Genomic DNA, 15,810 nt, shown 5'->3' with positions numbered 1-15,810 from the left:
TCACGCCTGGACGGCGACCCCCCGCTCGAGCAGGCCGTCGACGTCCGCGACGCCCCAGGCCTCCAGCGCGGCCCGGGTGTGCTGGCCGGTGCTCGGCGGCGGCGTCCCGAGGCTCGGCTGCGTGCGCGAGAACCGCGGCGCGGGCGCGGGCTGCGGCGAGCCGTGGTCGTGCACGTAGGTGCCGCGCGCCACGAGGTGCGGGTGCTCGGCCGCCTCGCTCAGCGGGAGGACGCCGGCCACGCACGCGTCGGTGCCCTCGAACACCTCGACCCACTCGGCCTGGGTGCGCGCGAGGAAGGTCTCGGTGAGCACGCGCCGCATCTCGTCGTAGCGCTCGACCTCGGCCTGGCCGGGGCAGGTCTCCCTCACCCCGAGCAGCGTCACGAGCGTGTCGAAGAACTGCGGCTCGAGGGCGCCGACGGCCATATGGCGCCCGTCGCTGGTCTCGTAGAGGTCGTAGAACGGGACGCCGCCGTCGAGCAGGTTGGCGGCCCGCTCCTCGCGGTAGCCGCCGCCCGCGGCGAAGGCGGCGGTCATGGCGTTGAGGTGGGCGGTGCCGTCGACGATCGCGGCGTCGACCACCTGCCCGTGCCCCGAGACGCGCGCCTCGAGCAGCGCGGCCAGCACCCCGATGACCAGGTAGGTCGACCCGCCGCCGAAGTCGCCGAGCAGGTTGGTCGGGAAGTGGGGCCGGGCGGCGTCCTGACCGAGCCCGAACAGGGCGCCGGTGATGGCGATGTAGCCGAGGTCGTGGCCGGCGGCGGTGGCGAGCGGGCCGGTCTGGCCCCAGCCCGTCATCCGGCCGTAGACCAGGCGCGGGTTGACCGCGGCGCAGTCGTCGGGCCCCAGCCCGAGCCGCTCCATCACGCCCGGCCGCATGCCCTCGACGAGCACGTCGGCGTCGGCGACCAGGTCGAGGACGACGCGCGCGGCCTCGGGGTGCTTGAGGTCGAGCGCCACGCTCGGGCGCCCGCGGTTGAGCGTCATCGTCGGCCCGCCGGCCAGCAGCTGCCCGCCCGGCCGCTCGATGCGGATGACGTCGGCGCCGAGGTCGGCCAGCGTCATGCAGGCGTGCGGGCCGGGGCCGATGCCCGCGATCTCGACGACCCGCACCCCACGCAGCGGGCCGGTGCCGGTGCCGAGCTCGATCGCCTCGCCAGTGCTCATGGCGCGAGCGTAGGGAAGCGCCGATCGACGCTTCCCTAGGCTCGTCCCGTGGACTGTCTGTTCTGCGGGATCGTGGCCGGGACCGTGCCGTCGCAGCGCGTCGACGAGGACGAGCGCACGGTGAGCTTCATGGACATCAACCCCGCCACCGAGGGACACCTGCTCGTCGTCCCGCGGGCGCACGCGCGCGACCTGCTCGACGCCGAGCCCGACGACCTCGCCGCGTGCGCCCGCACGGCGCAGCGGCTGGCCGCCCGGGTGGTCGAGCGGCTCGGCGCCGACGGCGTCAACCTGCTGAGCTGCTGCGGCGAGGTGGCGTGGCAGACGGTCTTCCACCTGCACCTGCACGTGGTGCCGCGCTACGCCGGTGACCCGGCGCGCGACGACCTGACGCTGCCGTGGGTGCCGACGCCGGGTGACGCCGCCGTCATCGCCGCGACGGCCGAGCGGCTGCGCTGATGGCCGGGGTGATCCGCGACCTCACCGACGCCGAGGCGCGCCGGGCGCTGGTGTGCAAGTGGGGCGAGGTGCCGGACGACGTGCTGCCGGCCTGGGTGGCCGAGATGGACTACGCGGTCGCCGAGCCGGTGGTCGCCGCCGTCCAGGACGCCGTGGCCGCGGGCATGCTCGGCTACCCGCGCGTCGGGGCCGGCGGCCCGCTCGGCGAGGCGTACGCCGGGTTCGCGCGGCGGCAGTTCGGCCACGACGTCGACCCCGAGCGCGTCGTCCCGACGGTCGACGTCACCGCCGGCGTGCGGCTCGCGCTCGACGCGCTCGTGCCGCCGGGGCCGCTGGTCTTCCCGGTGCCGGGCTACGCGCCGCAGCTGGCCATGGCCGAGGTCACCGGCCGCGAGCGGCTCGACCTCGTCGTCGACCCGGACGCCGAGCGCGCCGAGCTCGACCTCGACCTGCTCGACCACCACCTCGCGCGCGGCGCCCGGGCGCTGCTGCTCACCCAGCCGCACAACCCCTGGGGCCGCGCCTTCACCCGCGCCGAGCTGGAGGGCGTGCGCGACGTCGTCCTGCGGCACGGCGCGCTTGTGGTCTCCGACGAGATCCACGCGCCGCTGGTGCTCGAGGGCGCCGAGCACGTGCCCTACCTGGCGGTCGAGGGCACCGCCGACCACGCGGTGGCGGTGGTGGCGGCGTCGAAGGCCTTCAACATCGCCGGCCTCAAGTGCGCCCAGCTGGTGACCACGTCGCCGGCGCTGCACGAGCGGCTGGTCTCGGTGCCGCTGGCCCGCAACGAGTCGTGGTCGGTGCTCGGCGTGGCGGCGTCGGAGGCGGCGTACGTGCACGGCGACGCCTGGCTCGCGGCGCTGCGGGTGCGGCTGGCCGAGCAGCGCACCCTGCTGGGCTCGCTGCTGGCCGAGCACCTGCCCGAGGCGCGCACGCGCCCGCTCGAGGCGACCTACCTGGCCTGGCTCGACCTGCGTGCCTACGGCCACGACGACCCGGCCGCGGTGGCGCTGGAGCGCAGCCGCGTGCAGGTGGCCGCGGGCCACGACTACCAGCCCGGGCTGACCGGCCACGTGCGCCTCAACATCGCCACCTCGCCCGACCGGCTCACCGAGATCGTGCGACGGCTCGCGAGCGCCCTGACCTGATCGACCCGACCTGGTTGAATCCGGCGTGATGGCCGGCCACCCCCTCGAGCCCACCGACCCGCACGACGTCGGCGGCGGCGGCGGCGGCGGCGGCGCGAGGCTCGCCGTGCTGGTCGCGCTGTGGCGGGTCGAGGGCGGCTCGGGCGAGCACGCCGTCGCCGCGGCGTGCGACCTCGTCGTCGACGGCAGCGTCGACGCCGGCGTCCTCGACCTCGCCGCCGCGCCGCACGACGCCGACGTGGCCGACCTCGACGGCACGATCGACGACGTCCTGGTCGAGACGGGGTCGCCGGCCCGGGCCGGGGAGTCGCCGTTCGACCACGCGCTGCGGCTGCTGGCGTGCAGCGTGGTGACCGGCGTCCACACCGCGGAGTTCCTCACCCTGTGGCAGCACCGCTGGGGCACCGCCGACGACCCGCGGCTGGCGCCGTTCGCGCTCGCCGAGCGCTGGTACGCCGCCCTCGACCGCGACCCCGACGGCACGACGCTCCACCGCGACGGGCTCGACCGCGACGGGCTCGACGCCGCCGTGCGCGAGGAGGCCGCGGCGCTCGCCGGCGGGGCGGCGTCCCCGGGTGCGGTCGAGCGGCTCGTCGGGGGTCAGCCCGGCGGCTGAGCCGCCGTGGCCGGGCGGGCCGGGCGGCGCCGCACGAGCGGTCGCGGGGCCTGCGGCAGCCAGGTGCGCACGACGTGGTCGACCACGTGCACGCCCGGGGGCGCCTCGATGCGGTGCAGGCCCGGGACGTCGTCGCCGCGGCCCTCGAGCAGCGCCCGGTTGACCTCCCACTCGCGGCGCTTGCGCGGCACGCGGGAGTTGGCGAAGTCCTCGGTCGAGCTCCAGTGGGCGAACTCGTCGGCGTCGAGCCACTTCAGCTCGACGCACAGCCCCTCGGGCGCCACGATGCGCTCGGAGGTGGCCGGGAACTCGCGCACCTCCCACTCGAAGGCCTTGACGAAGGTGAAGTCGGCGCCCATCGGGTAGATCCACGGCTCGAGGAAGCGGAAGCCGAGGTCGAGCCAGGCCACCGACTCGCTCTCGATCGACAGCGGGTGCCGCGGGACGGCCACGACGGCGCCGGAGTGGTCGAGCTGCCAGGCCAGGTCGCGCAGCACGCCGACGCCCTCGGGGGTCAGCACCATGTCGCCGTCCCACTTCATGGAGTAGCGGGTGCGCACGTGCGAGAACGACCAGTTGTAGAAGTGCGTGAGCGAGTGCACCGAGTCGGGCCGCGTCGCCAGGTGCTCGGCGCCGGCGCGGCTGACCCGGAACGGGTAGGCGGTGCCGGTGTAGCGCTCGCTCGCGCCGACCTCGGCGGCCACCCGGGCGGCGACCTCGGCGGTGCCGTCGTCGGACTGGTTGTCGACCAGCACCACGTGCTCGACCGCCTCGAACATCGGCGGCAGTACCCACGGCAGGTTGCGGGCCTCGTTCTTCACCCGGAACACGCAGGTCAGGCCGGCGCGCAGCGCACCCAGCTCGTCGGGGTGGTTCCACGGCCAGCGGACGTCGTAGGCGGGGTCGCGCTCCGCGCAGGGGATGTCGGCACCACGGGTCGGCATCGCGGCGTCCTCAGCCGCGCCGGCGGCCGGCGAGCCTGCGCAGCCCGCGCCGCAGCCGCGGCGGGACGGCGGCCCGCACCGTGTGCGGGATGCGGTCGGCGTTGCGCCGCACCACGGCGTTGACCGGCCCCGGCAGCTGCGCGAGACCGTCGCGGTGCGCGGCGAGGGCGGTGGAGGTCGAGATGGCCTCGGCCTCGGTGTAGAGCACCGAGTAGGCGGTGCGCAGCTCGTCGAGCCGGTCGTGGACGGCGGGGACGTCGCCGTCGGGCTCGGCGAGCCGGTCGAGCGACTCCCACGTGGCCTGGGCGAGGTCGCGCAGCCCTGGCGGCACCTCGAGCTCGTCCCACGACGGCGAGCGGTGGCGCAGGCCCGGGTCGATGAAGGCGTGGACGGCGCGGATGTCGTTGGCCTGCGCGGTGAGCACCGCGGCGAGGTCGAAGGCCTGCCCGAGGCCGAAGACCGGCACCGTCCAGTCGGCCAGCATGTCGTCGTAGCGCACGAACCGGCGCGCGGAGCCGCGGGTGGCCCGCTCGGTGTGCAGCATCATGTTGATCCAGGCGGCGGTGCGCTGCACCTCCCCGACCTTCGCGTCGTAGGTGCGCTGGCGGCTGCCGACGACCTCGGCGGGCGGGCGCAGCAGGGTGACGTAGGCGGGGGTGGCGTCGCAGCGCAGGGCGGCCGAGCGCCACAGGCCGACGAACCACGCGAGCCGCGGGTCCTTGATGACCAGCTCGGGGCCGCCGTCCACGAACTGCTGCTCGAGCCAGGTGTGCAGGCGCCCGCGCAGCGGCTCGAAGGCGGCGAGCTTGCCGCACTCGTACCAGGCCGAGGGGCGGCCGTCGGAGACGTGCACGTTGCAGCGCTGCAGCAGCTCGTCGTGGAAGTCGACGACCCACTGCGGCTCGCCGAACCCCTTCGGGTTCGACTCGTCGGCGTCGACCTCGGGCTGGGGCACGTGCATGCCCAGCGCCCGCAGCGCCCCCGACATCGTGCTGGTGCCGCTGCGTCCGGCACCGACGACGAAGACCACGCGCCGCCGGACGGGCTCGAGGGGCGATCCCGGACCGGCCGGCTGCACCACCGGCTGCTCGCTCACGGCGCTCACGCTAGGGCATCACCGTGCGGTGGCCTCAGCGGTGGGCCGGTCGTGGGCTCGGTCATGGGGGCCCGCTCAGGCGTGCGGCGGCTGGGCGGCGATGACCGAGCGGTACCACTCGTAGGAGCGCTTCGGCGTGCGCTCGAGGGTCTCGAAGTCGACGTGCACGAGGCCGTAGCGCTGCGTGAGCCCCTCGGTCCACTCGAAGGCGTCGAGCAGCGACCACACGTAGTAGCCGCGGACGTCGACACCGCGCTGGATGGCGGTCGCCACCGCCCGCAGGTGCGCCTGCAGGTAGGCGATGCGCTCGGGGTCGTCGACGACGCCGTCGGGCCCGGGCTCGGCGCGGTAGGAGGCGCCCGACTCGGTGATCACGATGGGCGGCAGCGCGGCGCGGAACCGGGCGCGGAAGGTGATCAGCCACTCGCGCAGGGCGTCGGGCACGATCGTCCAGCCGCGGTCGGTGCGGGGGTAGCCGAGCAGGTCGAGCACCTCGAACGGCGCGGGCGATCCCTCGGGCGCGGCCTGCACCCGCATCGGGCTGTAGTAGTTGACGCCGTAGAAGTCGAGCGGCGCGCGGATGTCGGCCAGGTCGCCGGGCTGCACGATCTCCTCGACGAGCGGCTGCAGGTCGGCCGGGTAGCGGCCGAGCAGCATCGGCTCGAGCCACATGCCGTTCCACAGGGCGTCGAAGAGCTTGCTCGCGCCGACGTCGGCCGGGTCGTCGCTCGCCGGCCACATGGGGGCGTGGTTGTTGGCGCAGCCGATCTCCTTCGCGCCGGTCGCGCGCAGGGCCGCGGCGGCGCGACCGTGGCCGAGCAGGGCGTGGTGGCAGGCGTGCAGGGCGTCGAAGTAGAGCTCGTAGCCGGGCGCCTGGGTGCCCAGCCCGTAGCCGAGCATCATCGCCGCGTTGGGCTCGTTGATCGGCACCCACTGCGCCACCCGGTCGCTCAGCCGCTCCCCCACGACCGTGGCGTAGTCGGCGAAGGCGTCGACCGTGGCCGGGTTGAGCCAGCCGCCGTCGTCCTGGAGCGCCTGGGGCAGGTCGTTGTGGTAGAGCGTGGCCATCGGCGCGATGCCGGCCTCGCACAGCCGGTCGACGACGCGGTCGTAGAAGTCGAGACCGGCCTGGTTGACGCCGCCCTGTCCGCCCCGGCCGCCCCTGCCGCCCGGGATGACGCGCGGCCAGCTGATCGAGAACCGGTAGCCGCGGGCCCCGAGGCCCCGGAGCAGGTCGAGGTCCTCGTCAACGCGGTGGTAGTGGTCGGCGGCGACCGCGCCGGTGCTGCCGTCGACGACGCGCCCGGGCTCGCGGGCGAAGACGTCCCAGATGCTGGCGCCGCGGCCGTCCTCGTCGACGGCACCCTCGACCGGGTAGGCGGAGGTGACGGTGCCGAGCACGAATCCCGGCGGGAACATGGGGACGGGCTCGGGGACGGGTTCAGCCCCGGGCGCGACTGAGCGTCCGCCGGTCTCGGGTGGCGGCACGCGACAATGATGCCTGTGACCGTGGAGATCCGCCGGGGAACGTCGGCCTTCGTCGAACGGGAGCCGGGTCGCCTGTCGCGCCACGGCTTCTCCTTCGGGCCCCACTACGACCCCGAGAACCTGCGTCTCGGGCCGCTGGTGTGCCACGACGACCACCTGCTCGCCCGGGGCCGGGGCTTCGAGACGCACCGGCACTCGGGGCTCGTCATCGTCACCTACGTCGTCTCGGGCGCGCTCGACCACGACGGCCCCACCGGTCGGGTCACCGTGCCGGCCGGCTCGCTCGCGGTGCTGCGCACCGGGCCCGGCGTCGAGCACGCCGAGGTGGCCGCCGTCGCCCAGACCCGGTTCGTGCAGGCGTGGCTGACCGACGACGACGCCGACGACGTGACGCCGTCCTACGAGGTGCTCGACCCCGGCACGGTCTCGGTCGAGCCGCTCACCGGGATGCGGCTGGAGGTGCGCCGGCTCGGCGACCACGAGACGACGACGCTCCCCGCCGCACCACGGGTGCACGGCTACGTCGCCCGGGGCGCGCTGCTGCGCTTCTCGCTGGCCGAGCCGCTCGCCGAGGGCGACGCGTTCCGGTTCGTCGACGAGCCGGCGCACGAGGTGACCGCCGCCGTGCCGTCGACGCTGCTGCTCTGGTCGTTCGCCTGAGCGGGTGCTGGCGGGGATCCCGGCCACCGGCGATTGCCTGACCTCGGTCAGACATCTCCCCGCGTAGCGGATCTCCGCTGGACGAGATCGCTGCTGGACGAGATCGCCACTGGGCGAGGTCGCTGCTGGGCGAGATCGGCGCCGTGAGCGGGTCGGCCGCGGTCTCGACGACGCTCGCCGGGGGCTCGCCGCTCGACCAGCGGTGGTCGTCGTCGAGACCCGGCACCGATCACGGGGCGGAGCGGGTCAGGGGACGAGCACGCCCGGGTTGAGCACGCCGGTGGGGTCGAGGTCGGCCTTCACCGCCCGCAGCACCGAGACGCCGAGGTCGCCGATCTCGTCGGCCAGCCACGGCCGGTGGTCGGTGCCGACGGCGTGGTGGTGGGTGATGGTGCCGCCGGCGGCGACCATCGCGTCGGTGGCAGCGGCCTTCGCGACCTGCCAGCGCTCGAGGGCGTCGTCCCCGGCCGGGGCGGCGACGGTGAAGTAGAGCGAGCAGCCGGTCTCGTAGACGTGCGAGACGTGGCAGAGCACCAGCGCGCCCTCGCCGAGCGCGTCGGTCAGGGCCGTGCGGACGGTGTCGTACAGCCGCTCGCGACCCGACCAGAAGGCGGCGGTCTCGAGCGTCTCGACCAGCACGCCGGCGTCGAGCATCGAGTCGCGCAGGTAGGGCGCGTCGAACCGCCCGGCGCGCCACGACTGCCCCGGCTCCTCGCCGAGCGGCTCGCCGCCGAGGCCGGCGAGGACGTCGGCCACCGCGTCGCGGCGGGCGACCACGGCGGCGTCGTCCCCCTCGAACCCGGTGATCATCAGGCAGCCGCCCGAGCCGACCGAGCCGCCCGAGCCGATCGCGTCGGGGCGGGCGAGGTTGAGCGCGGTCTCGCTCTCGTCGGACAGCCGCAGCACCGTCGGCAGCACGCCCGACTGCGCGAGCCGGCGCATGGCGTCGGCGCCGGCCGTGAACGACGGCCACCGCCAGCCCTCGTAGCGGGCCGCCGCCGGCCGCGGCCGCACCCGCACGGTGACCTCGGTGACGACGCCGAACGCGCCCTCCGAGCCGAGCACCAGCTGGCGCAGGTCGGGCCCGGCGGCGCTGGCGGGCGCCCGGCCCAGCCGCCACTCGCCACGCGGCGTGGCGACCCGCAGCGCGACCACCATCGCGTCGAAGCGGCCGTAGCCGGCGCTGCTCTGGCCGCTCGAGCGGGTGGCCGCGAAGCCTCCGATCGAGGCGTGCTCGAACGACTGCGGGTAGTGCCCGAGCGTGAGTCCGTGCGCGGCCAGCAGCGCCTCGACCTCGGGGCCGCGCAGCCCCGGCTCGAGCGTGGCCGTCATCGAGACGGGGTCGACCGCGAGCAGCCGCCGCATGGCGCCGAGGTCGAGCGAGACCAGGCCGGCGAAGCCGTCGCGCCGCGCGGCCAGGCCGCCGGTGACCGACGTCCCGCCGCCGAACGGGACGACGCCCACGTGGTGCTCGACGGCCCACGAGAGCACCGCCGCCACCGCGTCGTGGTCGGCCGGGCGGACGACGGCGTCCGGCGCGTCGGCGAGGTCGCCGGCGCGGGCGCGCAGCAGGTCGGGGGTCGACTTGCCGCGGGTGCGCAGCCGGCGGACGTCGTCGCCGACGAGCACGGCGTCGTCACCCAGCACCGACCGGAGGGCGTCGAGCGCCTCCGACCCGAGTCCGGACGGCGGCAGCGGCGCCCCGTCGAGCGTGGGCCGCGGCGCGGCCGGGCCGAAGGCCAGCTCGACCAGCTGCGCGGCCGCGTCGGGCAGCGGCGTGGCCCGGCCGGGGTCGCCCCAGCGGGTCGGGTGCATCTCGGGCTGGACCTGCGACGGCGTCTCGCTCACGCGTTACACTGTGACACATGACGTCACTTCGTCACATCCCCGAGCCGCGCGACGCCTACCTCGACGCCGCCCGCGCCTGCATCCTCGACGTCGGCTGGCGCCGCACGACTCTCACCGAGGTCGCCCGCCGCGCCGGGGTCTCGCGAATGACGATCTACCGCACCTGGGCCGACATGCCGACGCTGCTCGGCGACCTGATGACCCGCGAGTGGGAGGGCGTCGTCGACGCCGCCGCCGCGGGCCACGCCGAGCACGGTGCGCCCGACGAGCCCGGGCGCACCGTCGAGCACCTCGTCGCCACCATCACCGGCACGGTCGCGACCCTGCGGGCCAACGAGCTGTTCGTGCGCATCGTCGAGGTCGACCCCGAGCTGCTGCTGCCCTACCTGCTGGCCCGCCGCGGCCGCTCTCAGGACCACGTGCTCGACCTCGTCACCGCGGCCGTGGCCGCCGGCCAGGCCGAGGGCGCGGTGCGCGCCGGCAACCCGGTGGCCCTCGCGCGCGGGCTGCTGCTCGCCGTCCACGGGTTCGTGCTCTCGGCGCACACGATGGTCGACGACGAGGTCACCGAGGCCGAGGTCGACGCCGAGCTGACGACCCTGCTGACCCGGGCGCTGCGGCCGTGACCGGCTCGCTGCACGCCGGGCTGGCCGGGACGCCGTCCGAGGTCGACCTCGTGGTCGTCGGGCTGGGCGTCACCGGCGCCGGCGTGGCCCTCGACGCCGTCACGCGCGGCCTCACGGTGCTCGCCGTCGACGCCCACGACCTCGCCTTCGGCACCTCGCGCTGGTCCTCGAAGCTGGTGCACGGCGGGCTGCGCTACCTCGCGCACGGCCAGGTCGGCGTGGCGCACGAGAGCGCCGTCGAGCGCGGCGTGCTGATGGAGGTCACCGCCCCCCACCTGGTGCGCCCGATGCCCTACGTGGTGCCGTTCACCGCGAGCACCGACGCCGCCTACCACCTCAAGATGCGGGCCGGGCTGGCCGCCGGCGACCTGCTGCGCCGCGGGGCGCGCACCACGCGCGAGACCCTCCCCCGCCCCCGCCACCTCGGCACCACCGAGGTGCTGAGCCTGGTGCCGGGGCTGCGCACCGACGGCCTGCGCGGCGGTTGGCTGTCGTGGGACGGGCAGCTCGAGGACGACGCCCGCCTGGTCACCACGATCGCCCGCACCGCGGTCGACCACGGCGCCCACCTGCGCACCCGGGCGCGGGTGCTGGCGGCGTCCGGCACCGGCGTGCGGCTGCGCGACGAGCGTGGGGCGGGAGGCGGCGAGCTCGAGGTCACCGCGCGGGCCGTGGTCAACGCGACGGGCGTGTGGGCCGGCACCCTCGACGACGGCGTCCGGCTGCGACCGAGCCGCGGCAGCCACCTCGTGCTGCGCGCCAGCACCCTGCCCGACGTCACGACCGCGGTCTTCGTGCCCGTGCCGGGCGAGACCAGCCGGTTCGTGATGGTGCTGCCCCAGCCCGACGGCACCCTCTACGTGGCGCTCACCGACGTGCCCGTCGACGGTCCGGTGCCCGACGTGCCGACGCCGTCCGAGGACGAGGTCGGCTACCTGCTGGGCGTGCTCGGCACCGCCTTCGCCCGGCCGCTCGGTCGCGCGGACGTCGCCGGGGCGTACGCCGGCCTGCGGCCGCTGCTCGACGCCGGCGACGGGTCGGGCGCCACCGCCGACCTCTCGCGCCGCCACGCCGTGCTCACCGGCCGCGACGGGCTCGTGACCGTCGTGGGCGGCAAGCTCACCACCTACCGCCGCATGGCGCAGGACGCCGTCGACCGGGCCGTCGAGGTCGCCCGCCTCGACGCCGGCCCGTGCACCACGCGCGGTCTGCCGCTGCTCGGGGCGGCGCCGCGGGCCGAGCTGGCCGCGCTGGCGGCGTCCGCGCCGTCGCCGCGGCTGGTCCGCCGCTACGGGACCGAGGCCGCGCTGGTGCTCGACGCGGCCCGCGAGGCGACCGGGCTCGGCGACGACGAGCTGCTCGCCCCCGTGGCCGACGGCGTGCCGACCACCCTCGCCGAGCTGGTCTTCGGCGTCGTCCACGAGGGCGCCCACGACGTCGACGACCTGCTCGACCGCCGCACCCGCGTCGGTCTGCTCGCCCCCGACCGCGCCGCCGTCGTCCCCGCCGCCGAGCGCGCCCTCGCCCTCGTCGCGGGCGCCCGGACCGGATAGTCCCTGACGTAGATCACGGTCCAGCGGCCGAAATCCTTGACTTTCGTCAGGGACTACCGCTCGGGAGCGATGAGTCAGGCGGTCGACCGCGGTCACTACTCCCGGCAGACTGACGACCAGGGCGGGAGCAGGGCATGACGACGACCTCCGGGAGCGAGACGATGACCGAGACGCAGACCACCGAGCTCGACGACTTCGACGGTCTGACCAGCCGCTACCAGCGCGAGCTGCTCGCGCACTGCTACCGGATGAGCGGCTCGGTGCACGAGGCGGAGGACCTCGTGCAGGAGACCTTCCTGCGGGCGTGGAAGGCCAGCGCCGGTTTCCAGGGCCGCAGCTCGGTGCGCACGTGGCTCTACCGCATCGCCACCAACGTGTGCCTGACCAACCTCGAGGGCAAGCCGCGGCGGCCGCTGCCCGCCGGGCTCGGCACCGCCGACCAGATGGCGGGTGACGCGCTCGAGGAGAACCACGAGATCGCCTGGCTCGAGCCGGTGCCGGACGCCGCGGTGGTGGTCGCCGAGCGCGACACGCTCCGGCTGGCCTTCGTCGCCGCGCTGCAGCACCTGCCGGCCCGCCAGCGGGCGGTGCTGATCCTGCGCGACGTGCTGCGGTGGAGCGCCGCCGAGACCGCCGAGGCGCTCGAGACGACCGTCGCCGCGGTGAACTCCGCGCTGCAGCGGGCCCACGCGCAGATGAGCGAGCGGGCGCTGACCGAGGACACCGTCGTCGAGGACCTCACCGACGCCCAGCGCGGCCTGCTCGACCGCTACCTCGAGGCGTTCTGGGCCAAGGACATCGACACCATCGTCGGGCTGCTCAAGGCCGACGCCACCTGGGACATGCCGCCCTTCACCAACTGGTACCGCGGCGCCACCAACATCGGCGAGCTCATCGGCACCAAGTGCCCGGGCGGCGTCCACGACATGCCGATGCTGCCGATCGTGGCGAACGGCCAGCCCGCCTTCGCGCTCTACATGCGCACCCCGGCCGGGCACTTCGAGCCCTTTCACCTGCAGGTGCTGGCGCTCGAGGGCGAGCAGGTGACCCACGTGACGGCGTTCTTCGGCGAGCACCACTTCGCGGCGTTCGGCCTGCCCGCGCGGCTGCCCGCCGACTACGTCCCGGGCACCGACCCCGCACCGGTCGCCACGGCATGAGCGCGCCGCCCGACGGGGCGGTCGAGCTGGTCGAGCGGGCGCTGGCCTACACCCGGGGCGCGCTGCACGGCGTGACCCCGGGCCTGCTCGGCCGGCCGACGCCGTGCGCGGGCTGGGACCTCGACCGCCTGCTCGCGCACATGGACGACGCCCTCGACGCCTTCACCGAGGGCGCGGGCGGCGCCGTCGCCCCCGCCGGGCCCGACCACGCGCCGTCCCTGCCGGTGCGGCTCGGCGCGCTGCAGACCAAGGCGTGCGCCCTGCTCGGCGCGTGGACGTCGTCCGACCTGCCGGACGTCGTCCACGTCGACGAGGTGCCGGTGCCGACGGCCGTGGTGGCGTCGGCGGCGGCGCTGGAGATCACGCTGCACGGCTGGGACGTCGCGCAGGCGACCGGCCGCGCGACGCCGATCCCCGCGGGCCTCGCCACCGGGCTGCTGCCGCTCGCGCACGCGCTGGTCGTCGACGACGACCGCGCCGAGCGCTTCGCGGGCGCCCTCCCCGCACCGCCCGGCGCCGACCCCGCGACCCGCCTGCTCGCCTTCGCGGGCCGCTCGCCGGTGTGGGCGCGACGGCTCGCTTCGTAAACGATTGCTCGTTCCGCGGACGCCGGGGCCCGGGGTTCCTACCCTTGCCCCCGTGCCCGTCGTCCCGCTCTTCGCACCGGTCGCCGCTGCGCCGACCGCGGCCGGCGACCCGGTCGGCGACCCGGTCGGCGACCTGCGCGACGCCCGCTCCCGGCTGCGGCGCGGCCGGGTGCGCGACGCCCTCGCGCTGGCCGAGACGATGCGCGCCGCCGGCGGCTGCGGCGACCCCGCGATCGACGAGGGCGTGGTGGCCCTCGTGGTCGAGTGTCACCTCGCGCAGGGCGAGCTCGCCCGGGCCCGCGCCGGTGGCACCGTGCTGGCCGCCATGGCCGGTCCCGGCCGCGGCACCGCCCACGGGCTGTGGGCCCGTGCCGAGCTGACCGCCGCCCACGGCGACGACGAGCGCGCCCGCCAGCTCTACACCCGGGTCGGCTCGATGGTCGGCGACGACCTCGAGCTGCCGTGGCGCTGCGGCTCGGCCCTCTCCGCGCTGCGGCTCGGCCTCGGCAGCGAGGCCGCCGACCTCGCCCGCGAGCAGCTGGACGTCGCCATGCGCCGCGGCGCGCCCGACCAGATCGCGCTCGCGCTGCGGCTGCGGGCCATCACGGAGTCCGACGGCCTGCAGGAGCAGCGGCTGCGCGAGGCGCTCTCGCTGCTCGGGGCCGGCCTGGCCGACCGGCTGCGCGCCCAGGTCGTCACCGACCTCGCCGGCCTGCTGCTCATCACCGACCACCGGACCGAGGCGGTCGCCCTGCTGCGCGAGGCCGAGGCCTACGCGGCGCACGAGAGCCTGCGCCCGCTGCTGGCGCGCGTCGTCCGGCTGCTCGGGCTGCTCGGCGAGGCGCCGCGCCGTCGCGCCGAGACGCTCGCCGTGCTGACCCCCGGCGAGCGTCGCGTCACCGCGCTCGTGGTGCAGGGGATGAGCAACCGCGAGGTGGCCGAGCGGCTCGAGATCTCGGTCAAGGCCGTCGAGGGCCACCTGTCGAAGATCTACCGCAAGTTCGGTCTCGGCTCGCGCACCGGCCTCGTCGCGGAGGTCGCCCGGATGCAGGCGGCCGACCCGACCCTGCTCGCGCCGCCGCGCGACGAGTCGGTCTAGACGCGGTCGGACGGCGTCCGGGGCGGACGGCGTCCCTGGATGCCGGAGCCCTGCAGCCGACGCCGCGCGCCGGCCAGCTTGTAGACCCACACCGCGACCAGGGTGATCACGCCGGCGTCGTCGACCAGCCCCAACGGTCCCAGCACCACCTCGGGCAGGACGTCGATGGGGCTGGCCAGGTAGACCAGCGCGCCCACCATCGCCACCAGCCCGCGCGGCGGGATGCGGTAGCGGTACATCACGAACGCGATCACCGCGATCCCGATCGCCACGAGCACGCCGACGACGACCAGCACGGCGACGAGCAGGTCGGTCAGGTCCACGCCGTCCAGTGTGCCCGGGCGTCGAAGGGGTGTCAGTAGCGGTGGAACCAGGCCGAGAGGTCGGTGGCGATGCCGGGGCAGGTGACGTTCATGTCGCGGGCGTCCTGCACCCACTGGCCCATCACGGCGGCGCCGCCCTGGATCACCCAGTCCTCGCCGCATCGGCCGAGGGCCTCCTCGCGCGAGGTCTGGCCGGCCGCGCGCCACTCCGGGACGCCGAGGCTGAAGTCGCCGACCACGCCCTCCCACAGGTAGGGCGTGGAGTAGACGCCGATGGCGTAGCCGGCGTCCTGGTAGCCGCGCGCCACGCCGGCGACGACGGAGGCGTTGGCCTCACGGTCGGCGCTCCACTCGAAGTCGGGCACCGGCTCGACGTCGATCCACACCAGCGGCGTGAGCAGGCCGGCGTCCTTCATCAGGCCGACGTTGTACAGCGCCTGCTGGTAGCCGGTGTTGGCGAGCGCGCCGAGCTCGGTGGAGCCGTCGTAGGGCCCGTCGGCGCCGAGCTCGTCGACGAAGCGCTGCTCGGGGTAGCTCGCCACCGCGTAGGCGCCGATCATCAGGCCGCGGCTGCGCACCCACTCGACCTGGTCGGCCAGGCACGGGTTCGGGTAGAACCCGGGGCCGTTGGTCAGGCCGACGACCACGTACTCCGCCTCGGGCACCGGCATCGGCCCGCCGTGCGACCGCTTCTGCGGGATGCCCAGGCCGGGCTCGCACTGCGGCCAGCTGACGTCGGCACCGAGCACCGGCTCGTCGGCGATCTCGATGTCCTCGACGAGGTCGGCCAGCGGGTCGCGCGTCGGCACCACCGGCTGGGACGGCGTGCTGCTCGGCGCGGCGGTGGGCTCGGGCACCTCGATCGGGCCGTCGTCCTGGCGCTGGCGCTCGCCGGTGGACGGCGGGGCGGGCGCGCTCGCCTCGGAGGTGGCGGCGGCGTCGTCCGGGGCGGCCTCGGGCGCGAGCCCGCAGGCCGTGGTCAGGGCGAGCAGCAGCGCTGCGCCGACCCAGGCCGCCCTCCGCATGACGTCAGGGT

Annotated in this window: 16 protein-coding genes; 9 read left to right on the top strand and 7 right to left on the bottom strand. The window is 75.8% G+C overall.

Features of this window, described 5'->3' with window-relative positions:
* Complete coding sequence (locus ABEA04_RS02585) at nucleotides 1-1,167, bottom strand: CaiB/BaiF CoA transferase family protein (RefSeq protein WP_345454231.1); 1,167 nt, start codon at nucleotides 1,165-1,167, stop codon at nucleotides 1-3.
* 48 nt (nucleotides 1,168-1,215) lie between these two features.
* On the opposite strand from ABEA04_RS02585, the gene ABEA04_RS02580 reads away from it, so the two are divergent.
* From ABEA04_RS02580 to ABEA04_RS02570, 3 genes are read left to right on the top strand one after another with little or no spacing between them, the layout of a single operon-like run.
* On the top strand, nucleotides 1,216-1,626 hold the full coding sequence (locus tag ABEA04_RS02580; RefSeq protein WP_345454230.1) for an HIT family protein: 411 nt from the start codon (nucleotides 1,216-1,218) through the stop codon (nucleotides 1,624-1,626).
* On the top strand, nucleotides 1,626-2,774 hold the full coding sequence (locus ABEA04_RS02575; RefSeq protein ID WP_345454228.1) for an aminotransferase class I/II-fold pyridoxal phosphate-dependent enzyme: 1,149 nt from the start codon (nucleotides 1,626-1,628) through the stop codon (nucleotides 2,772-2,774). Before ABEA04_RS02580 ends, ABEA04_RS02575 begins: the two co-directional genes overlap by 1 nt.
* A 28-nt stretch (nucleotides 2,775-2,802) precedes the next feature.
* Nucleotides 2,803-3,390, top strand: coding sequence for a hypothetical protein (locus tag ABEA04_RS02570; RefSeq protein WP_345454226.1), 588 nt, complete (start codon nucleotides 2,803-2,805; stop codon nucleotides 3,388-3,390).
* Here the strand turns inward: ABEA04_RS02570 and ABEA04_RS02565 are convergent.
* From ABEA04_RS02565 to ABEA04_RS02555, 3 genes are all read right to left on the bottom strand, one after another.
* The gene (locus ABEA04_RS02565) at nucleotides 3,375-4,334 is read right to left on the bottom strand and encodes a hypothetical protein (RefSeq protein WP_345454224.1); all 960 of its coding nucleotides are present in this window, start codon (nucleotides 4,332-4,334) and stop codon (nucleotides 3,375-3,377) included. The genes ABEA04_RS02570 and ABEA04_RS02565 overlap by 16 nt on opposite strands.
* A gap of 10 nt (nucleotides 4,335-4,344) precedes the next feature.
* Nucleotides 4,345-5,430, bottom strand: a complete 1,086-nt coding sequence (locus ABEA04_RS02560; protein WP_345454222.1) for a sulfotransferase family protein — start codon at nucleotides 5,428-5,430, stop codon at nucleotides 4,345-4,347.
* A 75-nt stretch (nucleotides 5,431-5,505) separates the two neighbouring features.
* Nucleotides 5,506-6,849 carry a GH1 family beta-glucosidase gene (locus ABEA04_RS02555; RefSeq protein WP_345454220.1) on the bottom strand — a complete coding sequence of 448 codons (1,344 nt, stop codon included), beginning with the start codon at nucleotides 6,847-6,849 and terminating at the stop codon, nucleotides 5,506-5,508.
* 84 nt (nucleotides 6,850-6,933) lie between these two features.
* On the opposite strand from ABEA04_RS02555, the gene ABEA04_RS02550 reads away from it, so the two are divergent.
* Nucleotides 6,934-7,578, top strand: coding sequence for a pirin family protein (locus ABEA04_RS02550; RefSeq protein ID WP_345454218.1), 645 nt, complete (start codon nucleotides 6,934-6,936; stop codon nucleotides 7,576-7,578).
* Nucleotides 7,579-7,824: 246 nt separating this feature from the next.
* Here the strand turns inward: ABEA04_RS02550 and ABEA04_RS02545 are convergent, their stop codons facing one another.
* Nucleotides 7,825-9,426 (bottom strand): FAD-binding oxidoreductase, encoded by a 1,602-nt coding sequence (locus ABEA04_RS02545; protein ID WP_345454216.1) that lies wholly within the window; start codon nucleotides 9,424-9,426, stop codon nucleotides 7,825-7,827.
* Between the two features lie 17 nt (nucleotides 9,427-9,443).
* Here ABEA04_RS02545 and ABEA04_RS02540 point away from each other — a divergent pair, with 17 nt between their 5' ends.
* From ABEA04_RS02540 to ABEA04_RS02520, 5 genes are all read left to right on the top strand, one after another.
* Entirely contained in the window at nucleotides 9,444-10,052 is a 609-nt protein-coding gene (locus ABEA04_RS02540) for a TetR/AcrR family transcriptional regulator (RefSeq protein WP_345454214.1), read from the top strand.
* Complete coding sequence (locus ABEA04_RS02535) at nucleotides 10,049-11,605, top strand: glycerol-3-phosphate dehydrogenase/oxidase (RefSeq protein WP_345454212.1); 1,557 nt, start codon at nucleotides 10,049-10,051, stop codon at nucleotides 11,603-11,605. The genes ABEA04_RS02540 and ABEA04_RS02535 overlap by 4 nt, the downstream gene beginning before the upstream one ends.
* A 134-nt stretch (nucleotides 11,606-11,739) precedes the next feature.
* Nucleotides 11,740-12,765 (top strand): sigma-70 family RNA polymerase sigma factor, encoded by a 1,026-nt coding sequence (locus tag ABEA04_RS02530; RefSeq protein ID WP_345454210.1) that lies wholly within the window; start codon nucleotides 11,740-11,742, stop codon nucleotides 12,763-12,765.
* Entirely contained in the window at nucleotides 12,762-13,352 is a 591-nt protein-coding gene (locus tag ABEA04_RS02525) for a TIGR03086 family metal-binding protein (RefSeq protein WP_345454208.1), read from the top strand. Before ABEA04_RS02530 ends, ABEA04_RS02525 begins: the two co-directional genes overlap by 4 nt.
* Nucleotides 13,353-13,404: 52 nt before the next feature.
* The gene (locus ABEA04_RS02520) at nucleotides 13,405-14,451 is read left to right on the top strand and encodes a response regulator transcription factor (protein ID WP_345454206.1); all 1,047 of its coding nucleotides are present in this window, start codon (nucleotides 13,405-13,407) and stop codon (nucleotides 14,449-14,451) included.
* Here ABEA04_RS02520 and ABEA04_RS02515 read toward each other — a convergent pair.
* A complete protein-coding gene (locus ABEA04_RS02515) occupies nucleotides 14,448-14,774 on the bottom strand; it encodes a YkvA family protein (protein WP_345454204.1) in 327 nt (108 codons plus the stop codon). The genes ABEA04_RS02520 and ABEA04_RS02515 overlap by 4 nt on opposite strands.
* Nucleotides 14,775-14,806: 32 nt before the next feature.
* Nucleotides 14,807-15,799, bottom strand: a complete 993-nt coding sequence (locus ABEA04_RS02510; protein ID WP_345454202.1) for a glycoside hydrolase family 25 domain-containing protein — start codon at nucleotides 15,797-15,799, stop codon at nucleotides 14,807-14,809.
* Between the last annotated feature and the right edge of the window lie 11 nt (nucleotides 15,800-15,810).

The sequence above is a fragment of the Nocardioides marinquilinus genome (assembly GCF_039543705.1).
In the GTDB taxonomy this organism is placed as follows: domain Bacteria; phylum Actinomycetota; class Actinomycetes; order Propionibacteriales; family Nocardioidaceae; genus Nocardioides; species Nocardioides marinquilinus.
This window is presented reverse-complemented; position numbering and strand designations above follow the sequence as displayed.

Bases quoted from the DNA above. Each gene is read 5' to 3' on its own strand.
- ABEA04_RS02585 (WP_345454231.1), bottom strand. From the start codon at position 1,167: ATGAGCACTGGCGAGGCGATCGAGCTCGGCACCGGCACCGGCCCGCTG.
- ABEA04_RS02575 (WP_345454228.1), top strand. From the start codon at position 1,626: ATGGCCGGGGTGATCCGCGACCTCACCGACGCCGAGGCGCGCCGGGCG.
- ABEA04_RS02570 (WP_345454226.1), top strand. From the start codon at position 2,803: ATGGCCGGCCACCCCCTCGAGCCCACCGACCCGCACGACGTCGGCGGC.
- ABEA04_RS02565 (WP_345454224.1), bottom strand. From the start codon at position 4,334: ATGCCGACCCGTGGTGCCGACATCCCCTGCGCGGAGCGCGACCCCGCC.
- ABEA04_RS02555 (WP_345454220.1), bottom strand. From the start codon at position 6,849: ATGTTCCCGCCGGGATTCGTGCTCGGCACCGTCACCTCCGCCTACCCG.
- ABEA04_RS02540 (WP_345454214.1), top strand. From the start codon at position 9,444: ATGACGTCACTTCGTCACATCCCCGAGCCGCGCGACGCCTACCTCGAC.
- ABEA04_RS02530 (WP_345454210.1), top strand. From the start codon at position 11,740: ATGACGACGACCTCCGGGAGCGAGACGATGACCGAGACGCAGACCACC.
- ABEA04_RS02525 (WP_345454208.1), top strand. From the start codon at position 12,762: ATGAGCGCGCCGCCCGACGGGGCGGTCGAGCTGGTCGAGCGGGCGCTG.
- ABEA04_RS02510 (WP_345454202.1), bottom strand. From the start codon at position 15,799: ATGCGGAGGGCGGCCTGGGTCGGCGCAGCGCTGCTGCTCGCCCTGACC.